Origin of the sequence: Nocardioides sp. TF02-7 (genome assembly GCF_022437945.1) — a bacterium.
Lineage (GTDB): Bacteria > Actinomycetota > Actinomycetes > Propionibacteriales > Nocardioidaceae > Nocardioides.
In genome coordinates this window covers 3,509,563-3,535,459 of record NZ_CP092535.1, presented here as the reverse complement: position 1 = coordinate 3,535,459, position 25,897 = coordinate 3,509,563, and the positions used below count along the sequence as shown (strand labels likewise).

At 74.9% G+C, this 25,897-nt stretch carries 30 protein-coding genes; 17 read left to right on the top strand and 13 right to left on the bottom strand.

Annotation, left to right across the window (positions count from 1 at the left end):
- Nucleotides 1-17 precede the first annotated feature (17 nt).
- A complete protein-coding gene (locus MF408_RS18210; RefSeq protein ID WP_240252023.1) occupies nt 18-371 on the top strand; it encodes an FKBP-type peptidyl-prolyl cis-trans isomerase in 354 nt (117 codons plus the stop codon).
- A 33-nt stretch (nt 372-404) separates the two neighbouring features.
- On the opposite strand, the gene MF408_RS18205 is transcribed toward MF408_RS18210, so the two are convergent.
- Entirely contained in the window at nt 405-650 is a 246-nt protein-coding gene (locus MF408_RS18205; RefSeq protein ID WP_240248870.1) for an RNA-binding S4 domain-containing protein, read from the bottom strand.
- A gap of 303 nt (nt 651-953) precedes the next feature.
- Nucleotides 954-2,222, bottom strand: coding sequence for a DUF445 domain-containing protein (locus MF408_RS18200; protein WP_240248869.1), 1,269 nt, complete (start codon nt 2,220-2,222; stop codon nt 954-956).
- Between the two features lie 105 nt (nt 2,223-2,327).
- On the opposite strand from MF408_RS18200, the gene MF408_RS18195 reads away from it, so the two are divergent.
- Nucleotides 2,328-3,854, top strand: a complete 1,527-nt coding sequence (locus tag MF408_RS18195) for an MXAN_6640 family putative metalloprotease (protein WP_240248868.1) — start codon at nt 2,328-2,330, stop codon at nt 3,852-3,854.
- Between the two features lie 24 nt (nt 3,855-3,878).
- On the opposite strand, the gene MF408_RS18190 is transcribed toward MF408_RS18195, so the two are convergent.
- Complete coding sequence (locus MF408_RS18190; RefSeq protein WP_275693220.1) at nt 3,879-4,922, bottom strand: FAD-binding protein; 1,044 nt, start codon at nt 4,920-4,922, stop codon at nt 3,879-3,881.
- On the opposite strand from MF408_RS18190, the gene MF408_RS25835 reads away from it, so the two are divergent.
- The 5 genes from MF408_RS25835 to MF408_RS18170 all read left to right on the top strand — a co-directional run bounded on the left by MF408_RS25835 (nt 4,909) and on the right by MF408_RS18170 (nt 7,064).
- Nucleotides 4,909-5,283 carry a hypothetical protein gene (locus MF408_RS25835; protein ID WP_275693219.1) on the top strand — a complete coding sequence of 125 codons (375 nt, stop codon included), beginning with the start codon at nt 4,909-4,911 and terminating at the stop codon, nt 5,281-5,283. The genes MF408_RS18190 and MF408_RS25835 overlap by 14 nt on opposite strands.
- Before the next feature lie 198 nt (nt 5,284-5,481).
- Nucleotides 5,482-5,931 (top strand): hypothetical protein, encoded by a 450-nt coding sequence (locus MF408_RS18185; RefSeq protein WP_240248867.1) that lies wholly within the window; start codon nt 5,482-5,484, stop codon nt 5,929-5,931.
- Between the two features lie 49 nt (nt 5,932-5,980).
- A complete protein-coding gene (locus MF408_RS18180) occupies nt 5,981-6,610 on the top strand; it encodes a LuxR C-terminal-related transcriptional regulator (protein ID WP_240248866.1) in 630 nt (209 codons plus the stop codon).
- A 44-nt stretch (nt 6,611-6,654) separates the two neighbouring features.
- A complete protein-coding gene (locus MF408_RS18175) occupies nt 6,655-6,948 on the top strand; it encodes a ChaB family protein (protein WP_240248865.1) in 294 nt (97 codons plus the stop codon).
- A complete protein-coding gene (locus tag MF408_RS18170) occupies nt 6,948-7,064 on the top strand; it encodes a Rho termination factor N-terminal domain-containing protein (protein WP_240248864.1) in 117 nt (38 codons plus the stop codon). The genes MF408_RS18175 and MF408_RS18170 overlap by 1 nt, the downstream gene beginning before the upstream one ends.
- A 150-nt stretch (nt 7,065-7,214) precedes the next feature.
- Here MF408_RS18170 and MF408_RS18165 read toward each other — a convergent pair whose 3' ends face one another.
- Nucleotides 7,215-8,324, bottom strand: coding sequence for a Vms1/Ankzf1 family peptidyl-tRNA hydrolase (locus tag MF408_RS18165; protein WP_240248863.1), 1,110 nt, complete (start codon nt 8,322-8,324; stop codon nt 7,215-7,217).
- A 202-nt stretch (nt 8,325-8,526) separates the two neighbouring features.
- On the opposite strand from MF408_RS18165, the gene MF408_RS18160 reads away from it, so the two are divergent.
- Genes MF408_RS18160 through MF408_RS18140 form a run of 5 tightly spaced genes read left to right on the top strand, consistent with a single transcriptional unit; the run spans nt 8,527 to nt 12,053 of the window.
- Nucleotides 8,527-8,997: a hypothetical protein gene (locus tag MF408_RS18160; protein WP_240248862.1), complete on the top strand. Its 471-nt coding sequence runs from the start codon at nt 8,527-8,529 to the stop codon at nt 8,995-8,997.
- Nucleotides 8,913-9,836, top strand: coding sequence for an MXAN_6640 family putative metalloprotease (locus MF408_RS18155; RefSeq protein WP_345893763.1), 924 nt, complete (start codon nt 8,913-8,915; stop codon nt 9,834-9,836). The genes MF408_RS18160 and MF408_RS18155 overlap by 85 nt, the downstream gene beginning before the upstream one ends.
- A complete protein-coding gene (locus MF408_RS18150; protein ID WP_240248860.1) occupies nt 9,821-10,144 on the top strand; it encodes a hypothetical protein in 324 nt (107 codons plus the stop codon). Before MF408_RS18155 ends, MF408_RS18150 begins: the two co-directional genes overlap by 16 nt.
- Before the next feature lie 32 nt (nt 10,145-10,176).
- Nucleotides 10,177-11,022: an aldo/keto reductase gene (locus tag MF408_RS18145; RefSeq protein ID WP_345893762.1), complete on the top strand. Its 846-nt coding sequence runs from the start codon at nt 10,177-10,179 to the stop codon at nt 11,020-11,022.
- Between the two features lie 44 nt (nt 11,023-11,066).
- Nucleotides 11,067-12,053 (top strand): LLM class F420-dependent oxidoreductase, encoded by a 987-nt coding sequence (locus MF408_RS18140; protein WP_240248859.1) that lies wholly within the window; start codon nt 11,067-11,069, stop codon nt 12,051-12,053.
- A 24-nt stretch (nt 12,054-12,077) separates the two neighbouring features.
- Here the strand turns inward: MF408_RS18140 and MF408_RS18135 are convergent, their stop codons facing one another.
- Nucleotides 12,078-12,572 (bottom strand): hypothetical protein, encoded by a 495-nt coding sequence (locus tag MF408_RS18135; protein ID WP_240248858.1) that lies wholly within the window; start codon nt 12,570-12,572, stop codon nt 12,078-12,080.
- A 146-nt stretch (nt 12,573-12,718) separates the two neighbouring features.
- Here MF408_RS18135 and MF408_RS18130 point away from each other — a divergent pair, with 146 nt between their 5' ends.
- Both MF408_RS18130 and MF408_RS18125 read left to right on the top strand, forming a co-directional pair.
- Nucleotides 12,719-15,778, top strand: coding sequence for a BTAD domain-containing putative transcriptional regulator (locus MF408_RS18130; RefSeq protein ID WP_240248857.1), 3,060 nt, complete (start codon nt 12,719-12,721; stop codon nt 15,776-15,778).
- Between the two features lie 65 nt (nt 15,779-15,843).
- Nucleotides 15,844-16,314 carry a hypothetical protein gene (locus MF408_RS18125; protein ID WP_240248856.1) on the top strand — a complete coding sequence of 157 codons (471 nt, stop codon included), beginning with the start codon at nt 15,844-15,846 and terminating at the stop codon, nt 16,312-16,314.
- A 32-nt stretch (nt 16,315-16,346) separates the two neighbouring features.
- Here the strand turns inward: MF408_RS18125 and MF408_RS18120 are convergent, their stop codons facing one another.
- Nucleotides 16,347-16,532 carry a hypothetical protein gene (locus tag MF408_RS18120; protein ID WP_240248855.1) on the bottom strand — a complete coding sequence of 62 codons (186 nt, stop codon included), beginning with the start codon at nt 16,530-16,532 and terminating at the stop codon, nt 16,347-16,349.
- Nucleotides 16,533-16,802: 270 nt separating this feature from the next.
- Nucleotides 16,803-17,045: a hypothetical protein gene (locus tag MF408_RS18115; protein WP_240248854.1), complete on the bottom strand. Its 243-nt coding sequence runs from the start codon at nt 17,043-17,045 to the stop codon at nt 16,803-16,805.
- 468 nt (nt 17,046-17,513) lie between these two features.
- On the opposite strand from MF408_RS18115, the gene MF408_RS18110 reads away from it, so the two are divergent.
- Entirely contained in the window at nt 17,514-18,032 is a 519-nt protein-coding gene (locus tag MF408_RS18110; protein WP_240248853.1) for a MarR family winged helix-turn-helix transcriptional regulator, read from the top strand.
- 190 nt (nt 18,033-18,222) lie between these two features.
- Here MF408_RS18110 and MF408_RS18105 read toward each other — a convergent pair whose 3' ends face one another.
- Nucleotides 18,223-18,393, bottom strand: a complete 171-nt coding sequence (locus tag MF408_RS18105) for a hypothetical protein (protein ID WP_240248852.1) — start codon at nt 18,391-18,393, stop codon at nt 18,223-18,225.
- Nucleotides 18,394-18,455: 62 nt separating this feature from the next.
- On the opposite strand from MF408_RS18105, the gene MF408_RS18100 reads away from it, so the two are divergent.
- A complete protein-coding gene (locus MF408_RS18100; protein ID WP_240248851.1) occupies nt 18,456-19,244 on the top strand; it encodes a hypothetical protein in 789 nt (262 codons plus the stop codon).
- On the opposite strand, the gene MF408_RS18095 is transcribed toward MF408_RS18100, so the two are convergent.
- Both MF408_RS18095 and MF408_RS18090 read right to left on the bottom strand, forming a co-directional pair.
- A complete protein-coding gene (locus MF408_RS18095) occupies nt 19,241-20,095 on the bottom strand; it encodes an alpha/beta hydrolase fold domain-containing protein (protein WP_240248850.1) in 855 nt (284 codons plus the stop codon). The two genes, MF408_RS18100 and MF408_RS18095, sit on opposite strands and share 4 nt — an antisense overlap.
- Nucleotides 20,096-20,120: 25 nt before the next feature.
- On the bottom strand, nt 20,121-21,569 hold the full coding sequence (locus MF408_RS18090) for an MFS transporter (RefSeq protein WP_240248849.1): 1,449 nt from the start codon (nt 21,567-21,569) through the stop codon (nt 20,121-20,123).
- Nucleotides 21,570-21,665: 96 nt separating this feature from the next.
- Here MF408_RS18090 and MF408_RS18085 point away from each other — a divergent pair, with 96 nt between their 5' ends.
- On the top strand, nt 21,666-22,418 hold the full coding sequence (locus MF408_RS18085; protein ID WP_240248848.1) for a helical backbone metal receptor: 753 nt from the start codon (nt 21,666-21,668) through the stop codon (nt 22,416-22,418).
- Here MF408_RS18085 and MF408_RS18080 read toward each other — a convergent pair.
- The 3 genes from MF408_RS18080 to MF408_RS25830 form a co-directional block, all read right to left on the bottom strand.
- Complete coding sequence (locus MF408_RS18080) at nt 22,415-23,140, bottom strand: hypothetical protein (RefSeq protein ID WP_240248847.1); 726 nt, start codon at nt 23,138-23,140, stop codon at nt 22,415-22,417. The genes MF408_RS18085 and MF408_RS18080 overlap by 4 nt on opposite strands.
- 3 nt (nt 23,141-23,143) lie before the next feature.
- Nucleotides 23,144-25,192 carry a DEAD/DEAH box helicase gene (locus MF408_RS18075; protein ID WP_345893761.1) on the bottom strand — a complete coding sequence of 683 codons (2,049 nt, stop codon included), beginning with the start codon at nt 25,190-25,192 and terminating at the stop codon, nt 23,144-23,146.
- Nucleotides 25,193-25,525: 333 nt separating this feature from the next.
- Entirely contained in the window at nt 25,526-25,798 is a 273-nt protein-coding gene (locus tag MF408_RS25830) for a LysE family transporter (RefSeq protein WP_275693218.1), read from the bottom strand.
- Between the last annotated feature and the right edge of the window lie 99 nt (nt 25,799-25,897).

Below are 25,897 nucleotides of genomic sequence, written 5' to 3'. Positions count from 1 at the left end.
ATGAGCGAAAGCCTGAGATCGAGTTCTTCGACCCCGAGCCGCCGGCCGACCTGGTGGTCACCGACATCACCGTCGGCGACGGGCCCGTGGCCAGCGCCGGCAACACGGTGTCGGTGCACTACGTCGGCGTCGCCCACTCGACCGGCGAGGAGTTCGACGCCTCCTACAACCGCGGCGCCCCGCTGAAGTTCCAGCTCGGTGTCGGCCAGGTCATCCAGGGCTGGGACCAGGGCGTGCAGGGCATGAAGGTCGGCGGCCGCCGCCAGCTCGTGATCCCGCCGCACCTCGGCTACGGCGACCGCGGCGCCGGCGGCGTGATCAAGGGCGGCGAGACGCTCGTCTTCGTCGTGGACCTGCTCGGCGTCTCCTGACCCTCCGCGCTCCCCTCGACGGCGGCGTCGGCCTCACCAGGGCAGGTCGTCGGTGACCGGCCCGGTCGCGACCCGCGCCGACTGAGCCGCCACGGCCACCACGTCGCCCTCCTGCAGCTGACGACCGCGCCGGGTCTCGACCTCGCCGTTGACGCGCACCATCCCCGCTGCCAGCAGCGGCTTGGCCTCCGACCCGGAGTCGATCAGGTTGGCCAGCTTGAGGAACTGCCCGAGCCTGATCGACGCGTCGGAGATCGGGACGTCGACGGGATCGGTCACGACCTCATCCTAGGCCCCGTCGAACTCGCCGACCCGGCCCATCTCCGCACCTGAATCGCGCCGACCCGGCCGATCTCCGCACCTGATTCGCGCCGACCCGGCCCATCTCCGCACCCTGTTCGTGCCGGAACGAGCCGGGTCGGCCCGATTCACGTGCCGGAATGAGCCGGGTCGGCGCAATTCAGCTGCCGGAACGAGCCGGGTCGGCCCGATTCACGTGCCGGAATGAGCCGGGTCGGCGCAATTCAGGTGCCGGAACGAGCCGGGTCGGCGCAATTCAGCTGCCGAGACGAGCCGGGTAGGTCAGGGCAGCAGCACGGCGACGGTGTGGATCAGCACGCCGACCAGGCCGCCGACGATGGTGCCGTTGATCCGGATGAACTGCAGGTCCCGGCCGACGTGGAGCTCGATCCGGCGGGCGGCCTCCTTGCCGTCCCACCGCTCGATGGTGTGGGTGATGACGGCGGTGACCTCGGTGCCGTAGCGGTCGACGGCGAACACCGCGAGGTCGGCCGCCATCCCGTCCAGCCGCTCGCGCAGCGCCGCGTCCGCGGAGAGGCGGCGGGCGAACGCGTCGACCTCGGTCAGCAGCCGGCGGTGCACGGCGCCGTCGGGGTCGTCGAGGGAGTGCACGAGCGCGGTGCGCAACGAGTTCCACAGCGCCACCGCCGTGTCGAGGACGGCCGGGTGGTCGAGCACGCGCTCCTTCAGCCGCTCGGTGCGGGCCTGGGTGTCGGGGTTGCCGAGGAGGTCGTCGGCGAGCCGGCGCAGCATCGAGTCGAGTGCGCGCCGGGCGCGGTGGTCGGGGTCGTCCCGGATCTCGCCCACCCAACGCACGACCTCCAGGTGGAGCCGGTTGATGACGTAGTTGTTGACGCTCTCCGGCGCCCACCAGGGGGCCCGCTCGCCCAGGACCTCGTGCACCGTGTCGGGGTTGGAGACCAGCCAGCCGTGCAGCTCGTCGAGCGTGAGGTCGACCAGCCCGTGGTGGAGGTCGTCGGCGAGCGCCTCCGACAGCAGCCCGCCGAGCAGCGGCGCGATCGGCTCCTCCCGGAAGCGCGGCACCAGCGCGTCCTTGACCAGTGACTCGATGTGGTCGGTGCGGACCTTGCTGAGCGCGATCACGGCGAGGTCGGCCGCCTCCTCGACCACCCGCTGGCCGTTGGCCGGCACGGCGAGCCAGCGCGCCACCCGGGCGGAGATCCCGACCGCGAGGATCCGCTCCCGGATGATGTCCTCCTGCAGGAAGTTCTCCCCCACGAACTCCTCGAGCCCCTTGCCCAGGTCGTCCTTCCGCTTGGGCACGAGCGCCGTGTGCGGGATCGGCAGCCCCAGCGGGTGCTTGAACAGCGCGGCCACCGCGAACCAGTCGGCGATCGCGCCGACCATCGACGCCTCGGCGCCGGCGTTGACGAAGCCCCAGAACCCGTCGCGGTGCAGGGTGACGACGTAGACGGCGGCCGCCAGCAGCAGCAGCGACACCGCCACGGTGCGCATCCGTCGCAGCGCGCGCCGTCGTACGGCGTCCGCGGCGCTCCCGAGGGCGTCGGTCGGCAGCATGGGTCCGCTCACACGCCTCATCCTCCCGTACGACGCACACCCGGCCGCGCGGCGGATCCGCCGGCCCCCGGCGCGTCCTCCCGCCGTGGTGACCGGTCGTCACGGATGGTGGAGCCCGTGTCCTTCCCCGCACGCGTCGCTGTCGCCTGCCTGCTCGCCGGCCTGGTGGCCGGAGCCGGCCTCCTCTCCGTCCCGGCTGCCGCCGATCCCGGGGCCGACCCGGGGAGCGGCGAACCCGACCCGGCCCGGACGGTCGCCCGCGCCGACCGGATCCTCGACGGCGATGCCGGTGCGACCGGCGACGGGCGGGTCGACGCCACACTGGCGCTGCGGGACGTGTTCGTGGCGCGGCCGACGATGGGCTTCGTCGCCTCGTTGTGGGCCGACGTGCTGCTCGCGCGGCCGACCGACGGCCGCGCCGACCCCGGCGGTGACGGCTACACCCGTCCCGCCGTCCGCCGCTGCAGCCAGCGGTTCTGCGTCCACTTCGTCAAGCGCGGTGCGGACGCCCCGGCGAGCACCGCGTGGGTACGTCGCACGCTGCGGGTGCTCGAGGAGGTGTGGCGCCTCGAGGTGCGCGAGCTGGGCTACCGGCGGCCGCCGGCCGACGGCCGCCGTGGCGGCGACCGCCGCTTCGACGTCTACCTCGCCGACCTCGGCAGCCGCGGCATCTTCGGCTACTGCACGCCCGAGCGCCGGGTGCGCGGCGAGCGGTTCGCGGCGTCGAGCTACTGCGTGCTCGACAACGACTTCGCCCGCCGACAGTACGGCGCCGGCCCGCGGCGGAGCCTGCGGGTGACGGCGGCCCACGAGTTCTTCCACGCGATCCAGTTCGGCTACGACTTCCGCGAGGACCCGTGGCTCCTGGAGTCGACGGCCACCTGGGTCGAGGAGCGGTTCGCCGACGGCGCCGACGACAACCGGCGCTACCTGCCCTACGGGACGGTCCGCCGACCCGGCATCCCGCTCGACCGCTTCTCCAACCTCAGCTACGCCCACTACGGCAACTGGGCGTTCTGGGAGTTCCTCGCCCGGCGCCACGGCGACGACGTCGTGCGCGCGGTCTGGCGGCGGGCCGACACCGTGGGCGACGCGCCGGACGAGTACTCCGTGCAGGCCCTGGCCCGCGTCCTGCAGGGCCGCGGCGGCATCCGCCGCGCGCTCGCGGCGTACGCCGTCGCCAACCTCGACCCGGCCCGCAGCTATCCCGAGGGCGCGCACTGGCCGGCGGCCCGGGTGCGGCGGCCGGCCGACTTCGACCGCGGCCGGCCGAGGGCCCGGCGGTCGAGCCGCACGGTGTCGGTCGACCACCTCGCGGCCCAGCACCTCGCCTACCACCCGAGCGGCCGAGGGCCGGCGCGGCTCCGCATCGCCGTCGACGGGCCCGGCCGCCGGTCCACCGTCCGGGTCGTCGTCGAGCGGACCGATGGCGGCAGCACGGTGCGCACCGTCCGCCGCGACGCCCGCGGCCGCGGCACCGTCAGGGTGGCGTTCTCGGCCGGGGCGGTCGACCGGGTCGTGGTGACCCTGGTCAACCACTCCAGCCGCTACCAGTGCGGGCGCCGGACCGGGTTCGCCTGCGGCGGCGTGCCGCGCGACGACGACAAGGGGTTCCGCGTCGACGTCGAGGTGCTGCCCGGCTGACCCGTCCGGTGCCGCCGCGGGGCGTCACAGGTCGTGCTTGGCCTGCATCACCCGTCGCGGGTCGACGACGTCGCGGACCCGGCACAGCCGCGCCCAGTCCTCGCCGTCGAAGAACCGGCTCGTGTCGGCGCGGGTGTCGGTGAACGTCGGGAGCAGGTTGACCTGGGCCCAGGGTGCCATCGCCCGCAGCAGCGCGAACGCCGCCGCCCGGCCGGCGACCGCCGCCTGCGGCGTCGGCGCGATCGCGACCGGGTGGAGGGCATAGCTGCCCGGCACGTGCGACAGCGCACCTCCGCCCACCGCCGGCCGGGCGATCGCCCCGCCGAGGTGCCGCAGCTCGGCGATCATCAGGCCCGACCGGGTGCCCGGGCCGACCTGCTCGAGGAAGGCGGCCACAGCGGCCTCGTCGAGCTCACCCAGCACCGAGTGCGCGGTGACCGCGGGCACCGGGCCCGGCGGGTCCATGTGCACCTCGAGCACGGCTGGAGCGGGGACCCTGCCGAAGGTGTCGATCTCGGGCGCCAGCGCACGCAGCGGCGCCAGCAGCTCGGCCGCCCGGTCGTCGTCCTCGAGCACCGCGCCGTCGACGACCACGACGTCGCGGCCGGCGAGGAACGGCGGCAGCTCGGGCAGCGGTGGGAAGCTCATCACCCGCAGCGACGTCGTCGCCGACTCCGGTGCCGACCGGGTCCACGCCAGCCAGGCGGGCAGCACCTCCGGCGCGCGCTCGCGGTCCCACAGCAGCATCCCGGCGACGACGTCGGCGTAGGGCAGCAGCGCGATCTCGACCGCCACGACGACGCCCAGGCTGCCGCCGCTGCCGCGGACCGCCCAGAACAGCTCGGGCTCCTCCTCGGCGGAGGCGCGCACCAGCCGGCCGTCCGGCGTCACCAGCTCGACGGCGGTGACGGCGTTGACGGCGAGCCCGTGCTGCCGGCCGTAGAAGGACAGACCTCCGCCGAGCACGTAGCCGGCGACCGCGACGTCGCCGGCGCTGCCGTGGAGGGCGGTGAGACCGTGAGTGGCGGCAGCGGCGACGACGTCCTGCCAGAGGGTGCCGCCGAGCACACGGGCGGTGCGGGGCGGCGGGGTCGACGGTCACGCCGGTGAGCGCCGAGAGCCGCACCAGGACGGTCTCGTCCAGGCCCTGCTCGACCAGCGGCGCCGCGCCGTGGCCGGTGCTCTGCGGAGCGACCCGGAGGCCGGCGGCCACGGCGGCCCGTACGACGGCCGCGACCTCGGCCGCGGAGCGCGGCAGGGCCACGGCGGCCGGGCGCTGGTCGGCGGCGAGGTTCCACGCCAGCCGCGCGGCGTCGTACGACTCGTCGCCGGGGAGGTGGACCTCGCACGCGGCGCGGAGGTAGGCCAGTGCTCGACTGGTCTCGGGGGTGGTGGTCATCTGCTTCCTCGTCTCGTCGGTCGGTCGTGACCTGCACGGCCACCGGCGCCACGACGGGCGGGACGCCGGACGTTGCCGATGCAGCTCATGCCGAGAACGATCCGGCCGGACGGGCCGCCGGGACCATCCCGCGCCGGCGGGGAGTTCGCGGCCACCGAGGGTGGGAGGTCCAGACCACCCACAAATGTGGGATGGCGGATCCGCCGCCGGGCGCGCACACTTCCAGGCATGCCCCGAGGTCTGACCGCTGCGCGTGTCCGCCAGGACGTCGACGTGGTGGCGCGCGCCGGCCTCGACCTCGACACGTTCCTCGAGGAGGCGACCGAGTCCCTCGCCCGCGCGGTGCCGTGGGTCGGCGCGTGCATCGCCACCCACGACCCGAGCACCCACCTGCTGACGAGCGCCCGCAAGTACGGCGACCTCCGCGACAAGAACAGCCACGACCACGAGTTCGGCTTGATCGAGTACGGCACCTGGGAGCCCACGGCGTTCACCGAGCTGGCCCGCGCCGAGTCCCCGGCCGCCGGTGTCCATCTCGTCACCGGCGGGGACGTCGAGCGGTCGGGCCGGATGTCGCGGTTCATGAAGCCGAACTTCGCGTTCGCCGACGAGGCCCGGCTCGCGTTCCGCGACGGTCGCCAGGTGTGGGGCGCCATGGCGCTCTTCCGGGGGCGATGACGACCAGCCGTTCGACGCGGCCGAGATCGACTTCCTCGCCTCGCTGTCGGTGCCCCTCGCCCACGGCGTCCGCACCGGGATGCTCACCCGGCTCACCGACGCCCCGGCTCCTGCCTCGGTCTCCGGGCCCGCCGTCGTGGTCGTCGGCCCCGACGACCAGATCGTGTCGCTGAGCCTCGGCGCGGAGGAACGGCTCGCCGAGCTGATCGACGGCGAGGCCGCCGCCGACCCGCTCTCCCCCGTCGCCGCCCTGATCGGCGCGGCCCGCCGCTACGCCCGCGGCGACACGCAGGTCCCGCCGCGGTGCCGGGTGCGCGCCCGCAGCGGCATGTGGCTGGTACTGCACGCCGGGCCCCTGGTCTCCCGCGACGGACGGCAGGGCGAGGTCGTGATCACGATCGAGGAGGCCCGTCCGCCCGAGATCGTGGCGCTGGTGGTGGCCGCCTTCGGGCTCACCCCCGTGAGCGCGACGTCACCCAGCTGGTCCTGCAGGGCGTGGACACCAAGGGAGATCGCAGCGACGCTGCACCTGTCGACGTACACGGTGCAGGACCACCTGAAGTCGGTCTTCGAGAAGGCCGCGGTCCGGTCGCGCCGCGAGCTGATCTCGCGCATCTACTTCGACCAGTACGTCCCGCGGATGGGTGCGGAGCTCGCCCCGTCCGGCTGGTTCGCCTGAACTCGGGTACCGCCCCTCCACACGACTCACGGGAGGTGGCACACGTGCCTGCCAGCAAGGAGCTCCCCTCGACCCTGCGCCGGTCGTCGAAGAAGGCGCAGCGGACCTGGAGCAAGGCCCACGACTCGGCGGTGGAGGAGTACGGCGAGGGCGAGCGCGCCCACCGGACGGCCTACTCGGCGCTCAAGCACTCCTTCGAGAAGGTCGGCGACCACTGGGAGCCGAAGGACGAGAAGGGCCCGTCGGACAAGCAGGCCGCCAAGAAGGGGCGGCGCCGCCCGCAAGGGCGGGGAAGACCGCCGGCGGCGTCGACGCGAACGCCACCAAGGAGCACCTGATGGACCTGGCCCGCAAGGCCGACATCCGTGGTCGCTCGCGGATGAACAAGGACGAGCTCGTCGAGGCGCTGCGCAAGGCGAACAACCGCCAGACCGCGAAGGCCCGCTCGAAGTAGGGCCGGCTCGAAAGACAGCGTCAGGCGGTCGGCGCAGATTCATCACGGTATGTCGGCGAGCCGGCGCTTCCCACCGCGTACCCGCCGTGGGGAGCGCAGATTCGTCTGCATACCGTGATGAATCTGCGCCCCTCGTGAGGAGAGCGCCCCTCACACCTGGTCGTCGCGCCGCGGGGCCCGGTCGTCCCAGCGGAGCGTCGCCGCGACCCCGTTGGCGAGCGCGAACTCCTGCGGGAGCGCCACCTCGTGCGGCAGCAGCGAGACCGATGCGCTGGTGAGCGCGGCGGCGGCGACCAGCACCTGGTCGGCCGGCAGCGCGCCGGCCGCGAGCGCGGGCTCGGGCAGGGCCAGGCCCGGGTGGTCGGCGGCGGTCACCGTGGTCTCGCGCGCGTCCTCGAGGTCGAGCACCAGCCGCTCCACCTCGCCCTTGACGAACGCGTCGGCGACCCGGTCGACGCCGGTGATGACGCCCTCGCCGGTCGCCGCGCCCCGCGCCAGCTCCTGCAGGAGGTCGGCGGTCTGGTGGGCGCGGTGCTCGTCGAGCACCCGGCGTACGTCGGCCCAGAGCGCCTCGTCCGACGTCCCGGCGGCCCTCCCACCCGACTCGACGGTCACGACCGTCGAGCCGGGCTGTCCGTCGAGCAGCTGCGCCAGCTCCGACCGGGCGCGGACGTCGCCGCACACCACCACCAGCCGGGGGCGGTGGCGGGCGCTCATCTCGCGCAGCTGGTCGGCGACCAGCTTGGCGTTCGCCTCCCAGGTGTTCTCGGCGCGCTGCTGGTACTTGTCGTGCTGCCAGTCACCCTGCGGCAGCTTGGTGACGTCGAAGGTGTCGCCCTCGACGGTCGTGGTCTCGGCGGCGTGGGTGCCGGAGGCGACGTAGACCTCGATGTCGGCACCGACCCGGTCGGTGCGGACCAGGGCGAACGGGAACTCGCCGTCGACCATGCTGATCCAGCCCGCGACGTCGGGCAGCGGCCCCACCGTCACGGTCTCCGGCCAGGTGGTGTCGCCGCCGCGCACGTCGTCGAGCACCACTCGCTCCGGCGTCGCGACGATCGTGCGCCGCACCTGGCCGGGCAGGTGGGTGACCTCCTGCACCCGCTCCTCCAGCTCGTCGAGCAGCGACCCGGTGATCCCCTGGTGCTCCAGCTCGTGCCGCGCACGCGTCCACCGCGAGGTCAGCTGCTGACGGGCGTCCTCGGTGTCGCGGCTGACGTCGAGGTGCAGCGACACGTAGGGGCCGGGCTGGTCGAGCACGTTCCTGACCTGTTGGAGATCCATAACGGCTCCGTACCCCTGGCCTGCACCCGCATACGGCGGCCGGACGGGCCGGGCGGGGCGGGCCGGGCACGGTGTGCGGCATTTCATCGATCCGGTCGTAGCGCAGGGAGGCCGGTCGGGGGAGGATCGTCCTCCCACCGACGGACGCCCGGACGTCCCCGCTCCCCTTGGAGGCCACGTGCGCGCCCGCGCCCTGCTCGTCCTCGCCACCGCCCTGGTGCTCGGTCTCACGCTCGTCCCGGTCGCCGAGGCGGACCCGCTGACCGACCCCGGCGGGAAGGGGTCGCCGACCGGCCGGCACGACGGTGCCGACCGGGCCGACCGGGCGGAGGAGGCGCTCGCGGCCGTGCAGGCGCTGGTCACCGGCCGCGCCGCCCGGACCAGCGGCGTCGCGAGGCAGCAGCGCTCGCTGACCCTGGCGCTGCGCGACCTCGCGCTGCTCCGCGACGACCTCCCGCCCGGGAAGCGGGCCGAGGCCGACAGGTACTTCCGACGCCCCGGGCAGATCACCGACCCCTACATCCCGGTCCCGCTCCCCTCCGTCACTGCTCGGCCGACATCTGCGTGCACTACCGGGAGTCCGGTCCGCACGCGCCGACCGGCTCCGACGGCGACCACGACACGGTCCCCCGCTACATCAGGTCGGTGAGCAACACCTTGCAGACGATCCACGACCGGTACGTCCGCGCCGGCTACCGCGCGCCGAAGCCCGACGGCGTCCGCGGCGGCAGCGCTCACACCGACGTCTACGTCGGTGACATCGGCGACGACGGCCTCTACGGCTTCTGCACGAGCGACGACCCCAAGACGGCGATCTCGGACCCGGGGTCCTACGACGTGTGGGCCTACTGCGTGCTCGACGACGACTACACCCGCAGCCAGTTCCCCACCAACACGCCGCTGGAGAACATGCGGGTGACCGCCGCGCACGAGTACTTCCACGCCGTGCAGTTCGGGTACGACTTCGCCGAGGACCCGTGGCTCCTCGAGTCGACCGCGGCGTGGGTCGAGGACGAGCTCTACGACTCCGTCGACGACAACCGGCAGTACCTCCGCAACAGCCCCCTGCGGCGCCCCCGCATGCCGCTCGACACCTTCGGCGAGGAGGGCTTCCACTACGGCACCTGGATCTTCTGGCGCTACCTGACCGAGAAGTACCGCACCCGCGCCGGTGGTCTCCCCACCCTCGTCCGCGACGTGTGGCGCCGCGCGGACGGCGCCGCCGGGCGCCCCGACGACCACTCGACGCAGGCCCTGCAACGGTGCTGCGCACCCGGGGCACGACGCTCACCAAGCAGCTCGCGCTGTTCGCCGCCGCCAACCGGCGGCCGCGGGCCGTCTACGACGAGGGCCGCGCGTCGGCGTACCGGCCCGCGCCCCTGGCGGCGACGGTCGCGATCCGGCCGGGGCGCACCGACCCGCCCGCCCTCCGCGGCCGGCTCGACCACCTCACCTCCGCGACGCTCCGCTACGTGCCGCGCAGGCTGACCGCCCGCGCGTGGCGGCTCCGGCTGGCGATCGACCTGCAGGACACCCACCGCGGCTCGGCGGCCGTGATCACGGTCCGCAAGAAGCGTGGCACCTCGACGTCCTTCGTGCGGCTCGACCGCAGGGGCGACGCCACGCGCACCGTGCCGTTCAGCAGCAGGAACGTCCGCGCCGTCGAGGTGACGCTGGTCAACACCAGCGTGCGCTACCGCGCCTGCTGGGGCTACAACACGCCGTACGCCTGCGGCGGCGGCATCCCCCGCGACGACGACCTGCTGCAGTCGGTCGACCCGAAGGCGGTGCGCTGACCGCTCGCCGGCCGCGGCCTAGCATCGAGAAGGTGATCACGCCGACGATCCCCACCCACCAGCTCAGCGACGGCCGCACCATCCCGGCGATCGGCCTCGGCACCTACCCCCTGCGCGGGGACGAGGCGGTCGCGGCGGTGACCAGCGCGCTCGAGGCCGGCTACCGGCTGGTCGACACCGCGGTCAACTACGGCAACGAGGTCGAGGTGGGCAGGGCGGTCCGCGGATCGGCGCTGCCGCGCGAGGACGTCTTCGTCACCAGCAAGCTCCCCGGCCGGCACCACGCGTACGACGACGCGTTGCGGTCGGTCGAGGAGTCGCTGGAGCGCCTGGGGCTGGACTACCTCGACCTGCACCTCATCCACTGGCCGAACCCGTCGGTCGGCCGCTACCCCGAGGCGTGGCGGGCGCTCGTCGAGGCGCGCGAGCGGGGGCTCGTGCGGTCGATCGGCGTCTCGAACTTCACCCGGGCCCACCTGGAGCGGATCATCGCCGAGACCGGGGTGACCCCGGCGGTCAACCAGGTGGAGCTGCACCCGTACTTCCCGCAGGAGGAGATGCGGCGGACGAACGCGGATCTCGGGATCCGGACCTCGGGGTGGAGCCCGCTGGGCAAGCGGGACGCGCCCTACCGCGAGCCGGTCGTGCGCGAGGCGGCGGAGCGGCTCGGCGTCACACCCACCCAGGTGGTGCTCCGCTGGCACCTGCAGCTCGGCTCCCTGCCGATCCCGAAGTCGGCCGACCCCGGCCGGCAGCGGCAGAACCTCGACGTGTTCGGCTTCGAGCTCACCGACGAGGAGGTCGCGGCGATCACCGCGCTCGGGCGGCCCGACGGCCGGCTGTTCGACGGCGACCCGGACCGGCACGAGGAGATGTAGGCCGACCGGGGTACCTCCCGGCCACGCGTGGGTACCGGGTGCGCATGACGAACTTCGGCTACACCCTGATGACCGAGCAGAGCGGTCCGCGCGAGCTGGTGCGCTACGCCGTGGCGGCAGAGCAGGTGGGCTTCGACTTCGCGGTCTCCAGCGACCACTTCTCGCCCTGGCTCACCGAGCAGGGCCACGCGCCATACGCCTGGTCGGTGCTCGGCGCGGTCGCGCAGGCCACCTCCCGGATGGGGCTGATGACCTTCGTGACCTGCCCGACGATGCGCTACCACCCGGCCGTGGTGGCCCAGAAGGCGGCGACGATGGGGCTGCTCTCCGACGGGCGGTTCCGGCTCGGCCTCGGCACCGGCGAGAACCTGAACGAGCACGTGGTCGGCGAGGGCTGGCCCGTGGTCGGCACCCGCCTGTCCATGCTGCGCGAGGCGGTCGAGGTGATCCGCAAGCTGCACACGGGCGAGCTGGTCGACCACCACGGCGAGTTCTACGACGTCGAGTCCGCGCGCATCTGGGACCTGCCCGAGGAGCCGGTCGAGCTGGGCCTCGCCGTCGGCGGCGAGCGGGCGATCGAGGCGCTCGCCCCGCTCGCGGACCACATGATCGCCGTCGAGCCGAACCCCGACCTGCTCGAGACCTGGAACAGCACCGACGGTGCGCCCCGGGTGGGTGAGAAGGCGCGGGCGATCGGCCAGATCCCGGTCTGCTGGGCGCCGACGGACGAGGAGGGGCGCGAGCTCGCGCACGAGCAGTTCCGCTGGTTCGCCGGCGGCTGGGACGTCAACGCCGACCTGCCCACCCCCGCGGGGTTCTCGTCGGCCACCCAGTTCGTCCGCCCCGAGGACGTCGCCGACAACATCCCCTGCGGCCCCGACCTCGACGCGATGGTCGAGGCGGTGTCGGCGTACTGGAAGGCCGGCTTCACCGACATCGCGATCGTGCAGGTCGGCGACCGGCTGCAGGACCGGTTCCTCAGCGAGGCCGCGGGGCCGCTGCTGGAGAAGCTGCGGGCGGCGGCCGCCTGACGGCCACCGCCCGCGACCGGCGCGTCAGTCGAAGTCCGCGGTGTCGCCGCCGATCAGCTTCCCCTGGGCGTTGACCACGTCGACGTGCGCGTGCTCGACGGTCCTGCTCGAGAAGTGCTCGGTGACGAACCACTGCGTCTTGCCGTTGCCCGGCGCGCAGTGCAGGGCCGAGTAGTCGGTGCCCAGCAGGTCGTGGCTGGAGTCGTAGTACTTCACCCGCACCCGGCCGCACTTCTGGCGGGCCAGGTAGTGGTAGCCGCTCAGGGTGACGTAGGTGCGGCCGCCCGACAGCTCCCACTCGAGGTGGCCGCCGTTCACCGGCGCGCCGGCCGCCCAGTTGCGGCCGAAGTCGTGGTTGCGCTCGGTGACCTTCGGGCGGTCGACGTCCCGCGGGCCGGCCTCGGCCGGGCCCGCCAGCGTGGCGACCCCGACGGCCGCGGTCCCCACGGCGGCGAGGAGGACGGCGGCGCGGCTGGTCCTCGTCCTGGTCTTCGTGGTGCTCTTCGTGGTGCTGGACATGGCGTTCTCCTTCGTCGTGCGGCGGTGCGCCGCTGATCGGGTCGGCCCGCTCCTGCGAGCCGCGGCCACCCTGCGCGGCCGGCATCAGCACGGCGTCAGCACGACCGGGGCTGTATCAGGGAGAGGCCTTGTCCGCTCCTCCCCGTATGCCCCACCCGGAAGACGTGCTGGTGGTCGTCGCGGCCGCCGGCTACGGCAAGTCCGCCGCCCTGGAGGCCGCACGGCCGCGCGGGGGCGTGGTCCGGCCGGCCGCCGCGCTGCTCGAGGATGGGCTGCCCGACTGCGACTGGCTCGGGGTCGACGACCTCGACGCGCTGACCGTCTCTGAGCAGGTCCGGCTGCTGGAGGACGTCGCGAGGCGCCCCGGACCGCCCCGGCTCGGGCTGGCGTCGAGGCAGCCGCTCCCTGCCGCGGCCGGGGCGCGGCTGCGCGGGCGGGTCCGGGAGCTCGGGGCGTGCGACCTGGCGCTGTCGACGTACGGCGTCCGGCGGGTGGTGGTCGAGGAGTACGGGCTCGACGACCCCGAGCTCCCCGTCACGGTCCACGCACTCACCGCCGGGTGGCCCGCGCTCGTGCACCACGCGGCCGCGGCCGCGCGGCGTCCCTCCGCCGAGCTCGCCGACGTGCTCGCCGAGGACCGGTCCCTGCAGCGGTGGCTGCACGCGGAGGTGGTGACGCGGCTGCCGCGCGGCGTCGCCGCGGCGCTCGGCGCGGTGTCCGGCCTGGGCGGCGTCACGCCCGGCGTGGTCGAGCACGTGGCCGCCGAGCTGGGGGTGGGCCGGGCGCCGGTCGCGCGAGACCTGGAGCGGCTGGGCCTCCTGGTGCGGCTGCCCGGCACCGGGCGCGAGGACCTGGTCGACGCGGTGCCGCTGCTCGCGCCCGTCCTGCCGGCGCGGGACGGACCGACCGCGGCCTGCGTCGTGGGCCCGGCGCTCGCCGCGGACCTGCCGTACGCGGCGGCGCGCGCTGCTGCCGGCGCGGGTGACGTGACAAGCGCCCTCCGACTGGTGGCCGAGCGCGGCGAGGAGATGCTGCGCAGTGCCCACCACGCGGGGGTCGTCGAGCTCGTCGAGGCTGCGCCGGACCCGCTCGTCACGCCGGCCGTCCGCCGGGTTCACGGTGACGCGCTCCGAGCGGCCGGCGAGCTCGCCGCCGCCGCCCGGGCCTTCCGACCGCTTGCCGGCGACGAGGGTCCCTGGGAGCCGCGGCTCGCCCGCAAGGTCGCCGCGATGCACTACGCCGGCGGCCGCTTCGACGCCGTGCTCGAGGCGCTGGGGCGCGGTCGTGCGCAGCGGGACCTCGACGCCACCGGCCTGGTGGAGTCGCTGGCGCTGCAGGTCCACGCCCTCTGCTCCCTCGGTCGTCCGGAGGAGGCGGCAGGTCCTGCCGAGCGGGCGCTCGCCCTCGCCGAGGCGGGCGGCGACCCGGTGGCGGGAGCCGCCGCCCACCTCGCGATGGCGCGGTGCCGCACCGGAGCGGTCAAGGAGGCCCACCACGAGCGCGCCCTGGTCGCCGCCGCGCAGGGTCGCGACGTCATCACCGCCGCCCGGGTGCTGGTCAACCAGGCGTTCCACCTGCTCGCCAGCGCCCGGTACGACGAGGCGTGCGAGGTCGCGCGGGCCGCCCTGCACGCGGCCGACGCGGGCAACCCGACCGGCCGGCGCGCCGCGGCCCTCCACAACCTGGCAGAGGCTCTCACCTACACCGGCGCCTACGACGAGGCGCGTTGGCACCTGGCCCGGGCGGTCGGTCTCTGCCGTCGCCTGGGCGCCGGCCGCACGGCCCTGGGTGTGCTCGGCCTCGCCGAGATCGACCGTGCCGTCGGCCAGGACGACCAGGCCCGACCGCGCTACCTCGAGGCCGTCGCCCTCGCCCGCACCACCGGCGAGGCACAGGTGCTGGTGCCCGCGCTGGCCGGCCTGGCCCGTGTCGACGCCCGGGCCGGGTCGGCCGAGCTCCGCGAGCGGGCGCGCACGTCGGCCGCGGAGGCGGTGGCCCTGGCCCGGGGCGTCCTGCGCCCGGTCGCGCTCGTCGCCGCCGGTCGGGTGGCCCTCGCCGACGGCGAACGCGGGCGGGCGGGCGACCTCGCACGGGACGCCGCCGCCACGGCCCGCGACGCCGAGGCGCTCGACCTGCTGGCCGAGGCCCTCGAGCTGGCGGCCGCGTGCGCGACCGAGCCCGACGAGGCACGCGACCTGCTGACGAGGGCGTACGCCGTGTGGTCGGCCGGAGGCGCCCGGCCCCGGGCGGCGCGGGTCGAGCTCGCGCTCGGTGTGCTGCCCGGAGCCGACCCCGTCGCCCGCTCCCGCGCCCGCGACGCCCGACGGGAGCTGCGGCGGCTCGGCGTGGTCCACGTCGACGGCGTCCCGGCGCCGGCCACGACACCTGCCGGCTGCCTGGAGATCGACGTGCTGGGCGGCTTCCGGGTGCGTGTCGACGGCGCCGACGTGCCGGTCACCGCTTGGCGCTCGCGGCAGGCGCGAACGCTCGTGAAGGTCCTGGCCTCCCGCCGCGGACGGCCGGCCACCCGTGCCTGGCTGTGCGAGACGCTCTGGCCCGACGACGACCCCGCCCGCACCGGCCACCGGCTCTCGGTGCTGCTGACCGCGGTGCGGGGCGTGCTCGACCCCGGACGCCGGTGGCCCTCGGACCACTTCGTCGCCGGCGACCTCGACGGCCTGCGGCTCGTCGCCGACCGCGTGCGCGTCGACGCCGAGGTCCTCATCGAGGACGCCACGGCCGCCGCGGCGCTCATGGACGACGGCGACGAGCAGCGGGCGCGGGAGATCCTCGGGGACGTCGACCGGCGCTACGCCGGCGACGCGTTCGAGGACGAGCCGGCCGAGGAGTGGGCCGACGCGCTCCGGGAGGAGGCCCGCGCCGCCTGGCAGCGGTCGGTCCGACGGCTCTCGGTGCTGGCGCAGCGCGCCGGGCGGCCCAGCGACGCCCAGGCCCTCCTGGTGCGGCTGCTCACCGCCGACCCCTACGACGAGGCGGCGCACCGCCAACTCGTCCGCACCCTCCTGCGCGCCGGCCGTCGCGGTGAGGCCCGGCGGGCGTTCGGACGGTGGGAGCGGGCGATGGCCGACCTCGGTGCCCCGCCGCCCGACCCGCGCGTCCTCGTCACGGCACGGCCCGACCGGCCCCGGCGCGCCCGCCCTCCGGCCACGGTGACGCGCGGTCGACCGGTTGTGACGTCGTACTGATGCCGACGCAGCACCCTCTCCCCCTGCCGCACCCCGCGGCGCCCCCGACCCCCGAGGAGCAGACCATGAACCGACCGAACCCCACGACCGCAGCAGCCGCGGCACTCGCCGCAGCCTCCGCCCTCGTCGTCCTCACCGCACCCGGAGCCGTCGGCACCGGCGCGGACGACTGCGCGCGGGCCGGCAACGTCATCCACGGCACCTCCGGCGACGACCGGATCGAGGGCACCGCGGGCGACGACGTGATCCTCGCCGGCGCCGGCGACGACGTGGTCGACGGCAACGGCGGCGACGACGTCGTCGTCGGCGGCCGCGGCCACGACGACCTGAGCGGCGGCGGCGGCGAGGACTGCCTCGCCGGCGGCCCGGGCGCCGACGAGCTCAGCGGCGGCGGCAGGGACGACACGCTCGAGGGCGGCAGCGGTCGCGACGTCCTCGGCGGCGGCCGCGGCGACGACGACGTCGACGGTGGCAAGGGCTTCGACGTGCTCTCCCACCGCGACCCCGGAGACAGCACGCAACGGGTCGAGTACTAGCTGGGCGGCGGGTCCGCGCCGACGGGCGGTGATCAGGCGGAGCGGGGCACCAGGAAGCCGGCGGCCTCCAGGACGCGTTCGAGCCGTTCCCGCTCGAAGTCCCGCCTGGTGCCGGCGGGCAGCGTGCTGAGGTGCTCCTCGAGACCGAGCGCGTGGCAGGCGGCGACGAGCACGTCGTCGTACGCCGCCTGCCAGCCGCGGCGCCGGGCGGCCGGCACGCCCGGCGGTGGGTGCCGCAGCTGGGCCCCCGATCCGCCGGGCGTCCGCGGCCAGCCGCTCGATCGGCCGCGCCGTCGTCACCGGCGGTGGGGGCGCCGGTTCGACCAGTCGCAGCACGCGGCCGACGCGGAGCGCCCGGCGGCGGTACCGGTTCCAGTCGGCGAGGACCCACAACGCGGCGAGCACGGCGACGATCACCGCTGCCCTGGCGAGGAGGTCCGCGTCCATGGTGTCGATGATCCGTCGCCGTCGTCGCGGCGGCAAGACCGTCAGCGCGGGACCGGGGCCGGACGTACGGCGGCCGGTCGCGGCGTGACCTCGGCCTGCGCCTCGGCCTGTGCCTCGGCCTGCGCCTCGAGCCGCGCGGCGCGGAGGGCGCCACGGAGCTCGCGGCGCTCGGCGCGACGCCGGCGGAGCAGACCGCGGGCGAGCCGCCGCGCGGCCATCTCCGAGCGGAGCTCGGCCTGACGCTGGGCGGCGATCGCGGCGTACAGGTGCGGTGAGGTGAGCATGGCTGCCTCCCGGGACTGGACTGCTGGCAACCTCCACACTGCGGCTAAGGCACTGCCTCCCGGATCGGTCGGATGCCCTAGATCTCGGGGTTGCTGGTGCCTTAGGGCGATGCTTCCGAGGTCGCCGACGGTCCACAGCGATGACCGACGACCTCGTCCGTTCGTCCCTACCACGACCCCCGGCCACCGACGGCGGCCTAGCGTGCGCTCCACCGGCACCAGCTGCCGGCCCAGCGCACCCCAACGCCCCCTTCCTCCTGCGCCCGGGTGGTGTGGGAGCCGGCGGCGGGTGCCTCGGGGCCGACGTGACGGGCAAAACCTCCACTTGTCCGGCATTGCTTTGCCCGACATGTTGAGGTTTCCCCGGTCGGCCGGGGAAACCTCACGCGGCGCCCCGGCCCCTGCGCCCGCGGGATTCCACGTCCACAAAATACTTGACTGCCGCAGGCAACTACGTAACCTGGAGCGATGGACCGTCTCGGGAATCTCCTCGGCGCCCTGTCCCTCACCGTCAGCGACCGCCTCGCGGCGGTCGGGCGCGGGCACGGGTTGTCGGTCACCGACCAGGCGGCGCTGGTGACGCTGCTGGCCGAGCCGGGGCGCACCGTGTCCTGGCTCGGGGAGGTGCTGTCGCTGACCAGCTCGGGCGCGACCCGCCTCGTCGACCGGCTGGTGGCGGCGGGGTGGGTGGCCCGCTCCCCCGGTGCGGACAGTCGCCAGCGGCGCCTGCTGCTCACGGCGGCGGGCACGGCGGTCGCGCAGGAGGTCGTCGACGACCGCGCGGCGGTGCTCGCCGACTGCCTCGGTCCGCTCGACGGCGACGACCGGGCCCGGCTCGAGCGGCTCCTCGAGCGACTGGTCGGCGGCTCGGCCAGCGACCTGGTCCCGGCGCTGCGCACCTGTCGCCTGTGCGACCGGCCGGCGTGCCGGTCGAACGACCGCGACTGCCCCCTCGCGCACACCCGCGCCGAGGAGCCGGTCGGATGAGCGCCACCACCGAGCCCGTCCCCACCCGTCGGGTGCCGGCCCTCGCGGTGCTGCTGCCCGGCACCGCCATGGTGGCGGTCACCTTCGGTCTCGCCCGCTACGGCTACGGGCTGCTGCTGCCCGACATGCGCGCCGAGCTGGGCATCAGCCCGAGCGCGGCGGGCCTGATCTCCGCTCTCGGCTACGTCTCCTACCTCGTCGCCAACGCCGCCGTCGTGCCCCTGACCTCCCGCCGCGGGCCGCGGGTCGCGGTCGCCGGCGCGGCGACCGCGGCGGCGGTCGGCATGGCGGTCATCGCCGTCGCGGGCGACGTCACCACGGTGCTGCTCGGGGTGATGATCGCGGGAGCGGCCGCGGGCATGGCGTTCCCCGCCGTACGCCGACGTCGTCGACCAGCACGTCGACGCCCCGCGCCGGGGCATCGTGTGGTCGGCGATCAGCTCCGGCACCGGGTGGGGCGTCGCCCTCGCCGGGCCGGTCGCGATCGTCGCCGGCGACCGGTGGCGGTGGGCCTGGGCGGCGTTCGTGCTCGTCGCGGTCGCGGTCGGCGTGGCGGCGACCCTGCTGGCGCCCGCGCACGAGGAGCGCGCCCTGCGGCGACCGCAGCTGAGCCCGAGCTGGTTCTTCTGCCCGCGGTCGCGGCCGCTGCTCGTCTCGGCGGTGCTGGTCGGCCTGGGCAGCTCGGTGTGGTGGGTGTTCAGCGTCGAGGCGATGCAGGAGGGCGGCCTGCCCGCCGCGCAGTCGATGGTGGTCTACGCCGTCTGCGGCACGGCCTGCCTGCTCGGGTCGCTCAGCGGCTTCGTCTTCGAGCGCCTCGGGCTGCGCGCCGGCTACCTCGGCAGCGCCGTGCTGCTCGCCGCGGCACCGGGCGTCCTCGCGGCCGCACCCGGCCACCTCGTCGCCGCGCTCGCGGCGGCCGCCCTCTTCGGCGCCTCCTACGCCTCCGTCATCGCCGCCCACGGCGTGTGGAGCGCGCAGGTGTTCGACCAGCACCCGGCGGCCGGCCTGGCCGCGGTCAGCACCGCGCTGACGATCGGGATCCTGCTCGGGTCGGCCGCGGCCGGCGTCCTCGTCGGCCACGGCGGCCACCCGCTCGCCCTCGGCGTGGCCGCCGCGGTCACCGCCGCCGCGGTCCCGTTCTGCCCGCCGGACGCCCGGCGACGCGCGGTCCTGGCCGACCACCACTGCACGGCCGCACCGGTGCGCCCCTAGCCCGCGGCGCCGGTCCCCACCGCCGCGGCCAGCGCCGCGAGCTCGCGCCTGCGGAACCGCTGCATCGCCGGCAGCCCCTGGTCGCCGTCGGCGCCGTGCCGCATCCCCGGCTCCACGTCGAGCTCGACCGCCACGCCCGCCGCGGCGAGCCGGGCGGCGTAGTCGGCGCACTCCTGGTGGAAGAGGTCCCGGGAGCCGACCCCGATCCACGCGGGCGGCAGGCCGGCGAGGTCGCGCGCCCGCGCGGCGGCGGCGTACGGCGGCACCGCGCCGCCGCCGTACCTCGGCCGCCCGAGGTAGGCGGCCCACGCGAACCGGTTCCAGGCCGGCGTCCAGGAGTGGCGCCGCAGCCGCGGTCGCGGCCTCAGACCGGTGCGGTCGTCGAGCATCAGGTAGCGCAGCAGCTGCAACGCCGGCAGTGGACCGCCGCGGTCGCGCAGCCGCTGGCACAGGGCCGCCGCCAGTCCCCCGCCGGCGCTGGCCCCGCCGACCGCGACCCGGCCCGGGTCGACGCCGAGCCGGGCCGCGTCGGCGACCAGGTCGCGGAACGCCGCCTCGCAGTCGTCGAGCGCGGCCGGGAACGGGTGCTCCGGAGCCCGCCGGTAGTCCACGCCCACGACGAGGACGCCGAGCTCGGCGGCGACCTGGCTGCAGTAGCCGTTGTCGACCTCGGCGATGCCGGCGACCAGGCCGCCGCCGTGCATCCAGAGCAGCGCTCCGGAGGGAGTCACGCGGTCGCGGCGCTGGTAGCGGACCACGACCGCGCCCGGGCCCTCCGCGCGCACCGCCTCCACGTCGGGCCGTACGGCGGTCGGCACGTCGAGCCGGCGGAGCCGGGTCAGCCGGGACACGGCCGCCAGACTAGTCGGGCGTCGCTCAGGCCGACACGGCCGCCGACGGCGCACCCGCCGCCTGCGGCTCCTCCGCCCGCCGCGGGATGCCGAGGGCGATCGCCGCACCCACGAACGCGGCCACGGCACCGACGAGGAAGCACAGCTGGAAGGCGTGCTCGGTCGGCACCTCGAACGACCCGAGCGGCTGGGTGTCGCTGGTGAGCACCGTGGCCATGATCGCCGCGGAGAGCGTGGTGCCGAACGACCGCATCAGCGAGTTCAGCCCGACAGCCGCTCCCGCCTCCCGGGGCGGCACCGCGTCGAGGATCAGCGTCGGCATCGCGGCGTAGCCGATGCCGACCGCCGCCGCGGCGATGCAGGAGGCGATCATCAGCTGCCAGGCAGCGCCCATCAGGGCGAAGGCGACCAGGTAGCCGCCCCCGAGCAGCACCGCGCCGAGCACCAGGGTCGCCTTGGCGCCGGCCCGGCCGATCAGGGCGCCGGAGACCGGCGACAGGAGCATCATCACCAGGCCGCCGGGCGCCATCCAGAGGCCGGCCTCGAGGATCGACTGACCGAGCCCGTAGCCGGTCGCGGTCGGCGCCTGCAGCAGCTGGGGCACCACGATCGACTGCGCCATCATGCCGAAGCCGATCGCGACCGCCGCGAGGTTGGTCAGCAGGACGGGGCGCTGCGCGCTCGTGCGCAGGTCGACGATCGGCTCGTCCTGGCGCAGCTCGTAGGCCCCCCACACCACCAGCACGACGACACCCGCCACGATGGCGCCCACGGTGCGCGCGTCACCCCAGCCCCAGGTGCTGGCCTTCGAGATGCCGACGAGCAGCGTGACCAGCCCGACCGCGAGCCCGACGACGCCGGGGACGTCGAGCCGGCCGCGGTGGGCGTCGTGGACGTGCGGGACGAGGAACACGGCCGCCGCGGTCACCAGCGCGGCCAGGCCGGCTGCGATCCAGAACAGGGCGTGCCAGTCGCCCGCCTCGGCGATCCAGGCGGAGAGCGGCAGGCCGATGGCGCCGCCGACGCCGAGCGTCGCGCTCATCGCCGCGACCGACGTCGTCGCCAGCCGCGGCGGGACGATCTCGCGGACCAGGGAGATGGCGACCGGGATGAACCCCATCGCCGCGCCCTGCAGACCGCGTCCGACGAGCATCGGCAGCAGCGTGTCCGACAGCGCGCACACCGCCGACCCGGCCAGCAGCGTGACAGCGTTGACGACCAGGACCCGCTGCTTGCCGAACATGTCGGCCAGCCGGCCGGCGAGCGGCATCGACACCGCGGCGGTCAGCAACGTGATCGTCACGACCCAGGCGGTGTCGGCCGGCGTGGCGTCGAGCAGCAGCGGCAGCTCGCTCTGCAGCGGGATCACCATCGTCTGGGTCGTCGCCGCGGCGAGTCCGCCGAAGCACAGCGCCACGACGGCGAGGACGGGGTTGCGGGCCACCTGGATCGGTCCGGGCTGCGGGTTCGTCAAGCTCTGCTCCTTCGGTTCGCGCGTCGGGACCTTACAGATACTTGACGTTGACAACTAATTGCCGCGCCTTCCTGCCCCCTCGGTAACGTCCGTCACATGACGCGGACTGACGACCTCGGGCATCCCTACGACGGCCCGGAGGTGGCGGCCCGCGTCGTGTCGCTCGTGCCGTCGATCACCGAGGCGCTCGCCAGCGACCGGCGGTCGGCCCTGGTCGGCGCCACCGACTGGTGCACGCACCCGCCGGACCTCGACGTACGCCGCGTCCGCGGCACCAAGAACCCCGACCTCGCCGCCATCCGGGAGCTCCGGCCCGACGTCGTCGTCGCCAACAAGGAGGAGAACCGCGAGCTCGACGTACGCCGGCTCCGCGACGCCGGCGTCCGGGTCTGGGTCACCGACATCGAGACCGTGCCCCAGGCCCTCGCGTCGCTGTCCCGCCTCTACGCCGCTCTCGGCTGGCCGGCCCCGGGCTGGCTCACGGCGGCCCACGACCGCTGGGACCGGCCGTTGCCCGCCGAGCGCGCCCGGGTCGCCGTACCCGTCTGGCGCGACCCGTGGATGGTCGTCGGGGCGCGCACCTACACCGGCGACCTGCTCCGCCGGCTCGGCTGGGCCAACGTGTTCGACGGCTCCTCCGAGCGCTACCCGAGGGTCTCGCTGGCGGAGGTCGACCGTCCCGACGTCGACCTCGTGCTCCTCCCCGACGAGCCCTACGTGTTCACCGAGGAGGACGGGCCGGAGGCGTTCACGGCGGCACCGACCCGGCTGGTGTCGGGGCGTCTGCTCACCTGGTACGGGCCGGCGATGGTCGAGGCCTTCGACGTCCTCGCCGACACGGCACCCTAGGGCGTGTCCTCCTCGCGCCAGGTGATGCCCTCGCGCACCACCCGCGCCGGCGTCCCGGCGACCGCGGTGTGGGGAGCGACCTTCTGCCCGCGCACCATGCTGCGCATACCGACCACCGCTCCGGCGCCGACCTCGGCATGACCGGTGACGACGGCGTCCCGGCCGAGCCAGACGTGGCGGCCGAGCCGGATGTGGGCGCCGTAGGGGTTGAGCCGCGCCCCGGTCGCCAGGTCCTCGAGCCGGTGCATGTCGTCGGTCGCGATGTAGACGTCCGCCGCCCACAGCTGACCCGGCTCGGCGACGATCGACCCGCCGTTGCGGGCGTCGACGACCGCGCACCGGGTGGCGGTGACGTCGGCGTTGAGCACCACCGACGATTGCGCCCCGCAGTAGACGTCCGTGGCGGTGAAGGCGCTGCCCGGGCCGAGGAAGACCGTGGCGCCGTCACCCCCGAGCAGCAGCGACGCCATGTTGTCGCAGGGACTGGCGATCGCGACCAGCACGTCGCGGAACGGGAACAGCGCCATCGTCTCCACCAGCCGCGTGGGAACCCGGGCGTCGGAGCCGAGGTAGAGCGCGTTGCCCTGGTCGTGCCACCAGCCCGGCAGCGGCCCGGTGACCGCACGCAGCGGCGTACGACCCAGGACGTCGGGCTCGACGCCCGCGGCGACCAGGCGCTCGCGGTGCCCGCCGGCGAGCGGCGCCCCCCACGTCCACGGCATGGCTCAGGTGAAGACCTTCGTCGCCTCGCGCCGCTCCAGCGCCTGGGTGAGCAGCCCGACCAGCGCCTCGAGCTGCAGGTCGAAGCCGCCGTCGCCCTCCTCGACCTGGGCGTCGAGCGCGCGGGCCGCGAGACCGGCCTTGCTGTCGATCAGCTCGGCCACCCGGGTGTCGATCGTCTGGGTGGCGATCACCCGCCAGGCCGTCACCGGCTCGGTCTGGCCGATCCGGTGCACCCGGTCGATCGCCTGCGTCTGCTCGGCGTCGGTCCACGACAGCTCCGCGAGGACCAGGTTGGACGCGACCTGCAGGTTGATGCCGACGCCGGCCGCGGTGAGCGAGCAGACGATGACCTGCACCTCGGGGTCCTCGGTGAACGAGTCGATCGCCTGCTGGCGCGCGGTCTTGGTCTGGTCGCCGCGGATCGAGACCGCCTTGATGCCGCGGGCCGCGAAGGTCTCCTCGGCGGTGTCCATGACGTCGATGTGCTTGGCGAAGAACACGACCTTGCCGGCGCTGCGCGCCAGCTGGGCGGCGTAGTCGGCCGCCAGCCCCGCCTTGGCCTGGCCGATGCGCCGCAGCATCGCGAACACGTTCTCGCCCGACTCCGAGGAGATGTCCTCCCGCTCCCAGGTCGCCACCTGGCGCACCAGGTCGTGGTCGATGCCGTCGACGAACGTCTGCGTACGCCGCGTCTCGAGCGCCCGGTCGTAGCGCTGCACGAGCCGGCGGGCGAGGTCCTCCTCGGCCTTGCGGATCGAGCGCCCGGCCTCGCCCTCGAGCTCGACGGGCACGTCGGCGATCCGGCGGGCGGGGATGTCCGCGGCGACGTCGACCTTGCGGCGCCGGACGATGCCCATGTCGACCACGCACTGCCGCGCCGCCGGGTAGAACGCCCGGTCGGCCGGCGTGAGGCCGGTGTCCTCCAGCTCGGCCATCAGCTCGCCGAGCGGCTTCTTGTCGTCGATCCAGCCGAGGAACTGCCAGATCGCGCGGAAGTCCTCGATGTCGTTGATCAGCGGCGTCCCGGTCAGGGCCATGAGCAGAGGACGCGGCACCCGCTTACGGATCCGGTCGGCGAGCTCCAGCACGTTCTGGGAGCGCTGCGAGGTCTTGTTCTTGATGTAGTGCGCCTCGTCGACGATCATCCCGCGGAACCCGTGCTGGCCGAGCCAGCCGACGTGCCGGTCGAGGATCTCGTAGTTGACGACGAAGACGTCGGCGAAGCCGTCGACGTCGTAGGCGTCGCCGTGGAGCACCGTCGCGCGCCGGCTCGGCGTCCACAGCTCGACCTCGCGCGCCCAGTTGGTCTTGACCACGTTGGGCACCGCGACGAGCAGCGGGTAGGCGTCGGCTGCCTGCGCGGCCAGCAGGGCCTGCGCGGTCTTGCCGAGCCCGGGCTCGTCGGCGAGGAGGAACGTCCGGTGGCCCTCGGCCGCGGCCGCGACCATCCGGGCCTGGTGCGCCATCAGCTCGCGACCCGGCGGCAGCATCACCGGCAGCGGGTCGGGCAGGTCCATGCACACCGGCGCTCCCGGCGTGGTGTCCTCGAAGGAGCGGAACAGCGGGCCGAGCAGCTCCCAGGTGGCCAGCCGCCCGTTCGTGCGCCGCACCTGGGCCGCCGCCTCGAAGTCCGGCACCAGGAACGGGTTGGCGAGCTGGCGGGCGACGACCGACGGCGGCACCCGGCGCTCGTTGGCGCTCGGCGCGGTGAGGACCACCGGCTCGGGCTCCGGCTCCGGCTCGTCGATGCCGGCGCGCTTGAGCAGCTCGCGCCGCAGCTCCTCGGCGGAGTGCGAGATCTCCGCTTCCTCCGACAACAGCTCGAACAGCGTGCTGTCGCGCGCCGCCGTCTGGGCGAGGATCGTCGCGATCCCGTCGAGCCGCTTGAGCTCCTCCGAGCGCTTGGCGTCGGAGAGCGACTCGTCGGCCTTGACCCGGTTGCGCTCCTCGCGCGCCAGCAGCGCGACCACCTGGAACTTCGTGCGCACGTCGGGCATCGCCGACCGCCGAGCCACGGCCGACTCGACCTCCCGCACCACCCGGGCGAGCACCGGGATGATGCCGGTCTCGTCCCGGCGCCCGGTCGTCGTCCGACCCCGTCGGTTCTGCGCGGATCTGCGCTGGCTTCCTCGAGCCACTGCCGTCCCTACTGCGTCGATGGCCGACCGCTGCGGCCGGCGCGTTGCGGTGCGGACCTGGTCGTCCGCACCCCGCCCCCACGAGAGCCGCCCGCCCGACGCTCAGAAGGTCGGGGATGCGCGGCCGGAAACAGCGTAGCAACAAGTGACGCGTTCGACTCGTTCCGGGCACTGCCGGGTGTCGCCGGGTGTCGCCGGGTGTCGCCGGGTGTCGTTGGTGTCACCGGTGCCGTCGCCGGCCCCGGGCTACTCGGCCACCGCCATCGTGGTGCCGAGCCCGACCATCATCGCCCCACCCGCGGCGCCGAGCGCGTCCAGCCGGCGCGGCTTCCGGGAGAACCACGCCCGGGCCTTGCTCGCCGCCAGCGTCCAGACCGCGTCGGACCCGATCGCCATCACGCCGAAGGCCATGCCGAGCGCCGCGATCTGCACGCCGGCCGGCCCGGCCCCCTCGTTGACGAACTGCGGCAGGAACGCGAGGAAGAAGACGATCGACTTCGGGTTCGTCGCGCCGACCACGAAGCCCGTCCACACCGACCGCAACGGGGCGCCTCGCGCGCCGTCGACGCTCCCCCTGCTCCTCCAGCGCCCGCCGCGCCTCGCCGCGGTGACGGATCG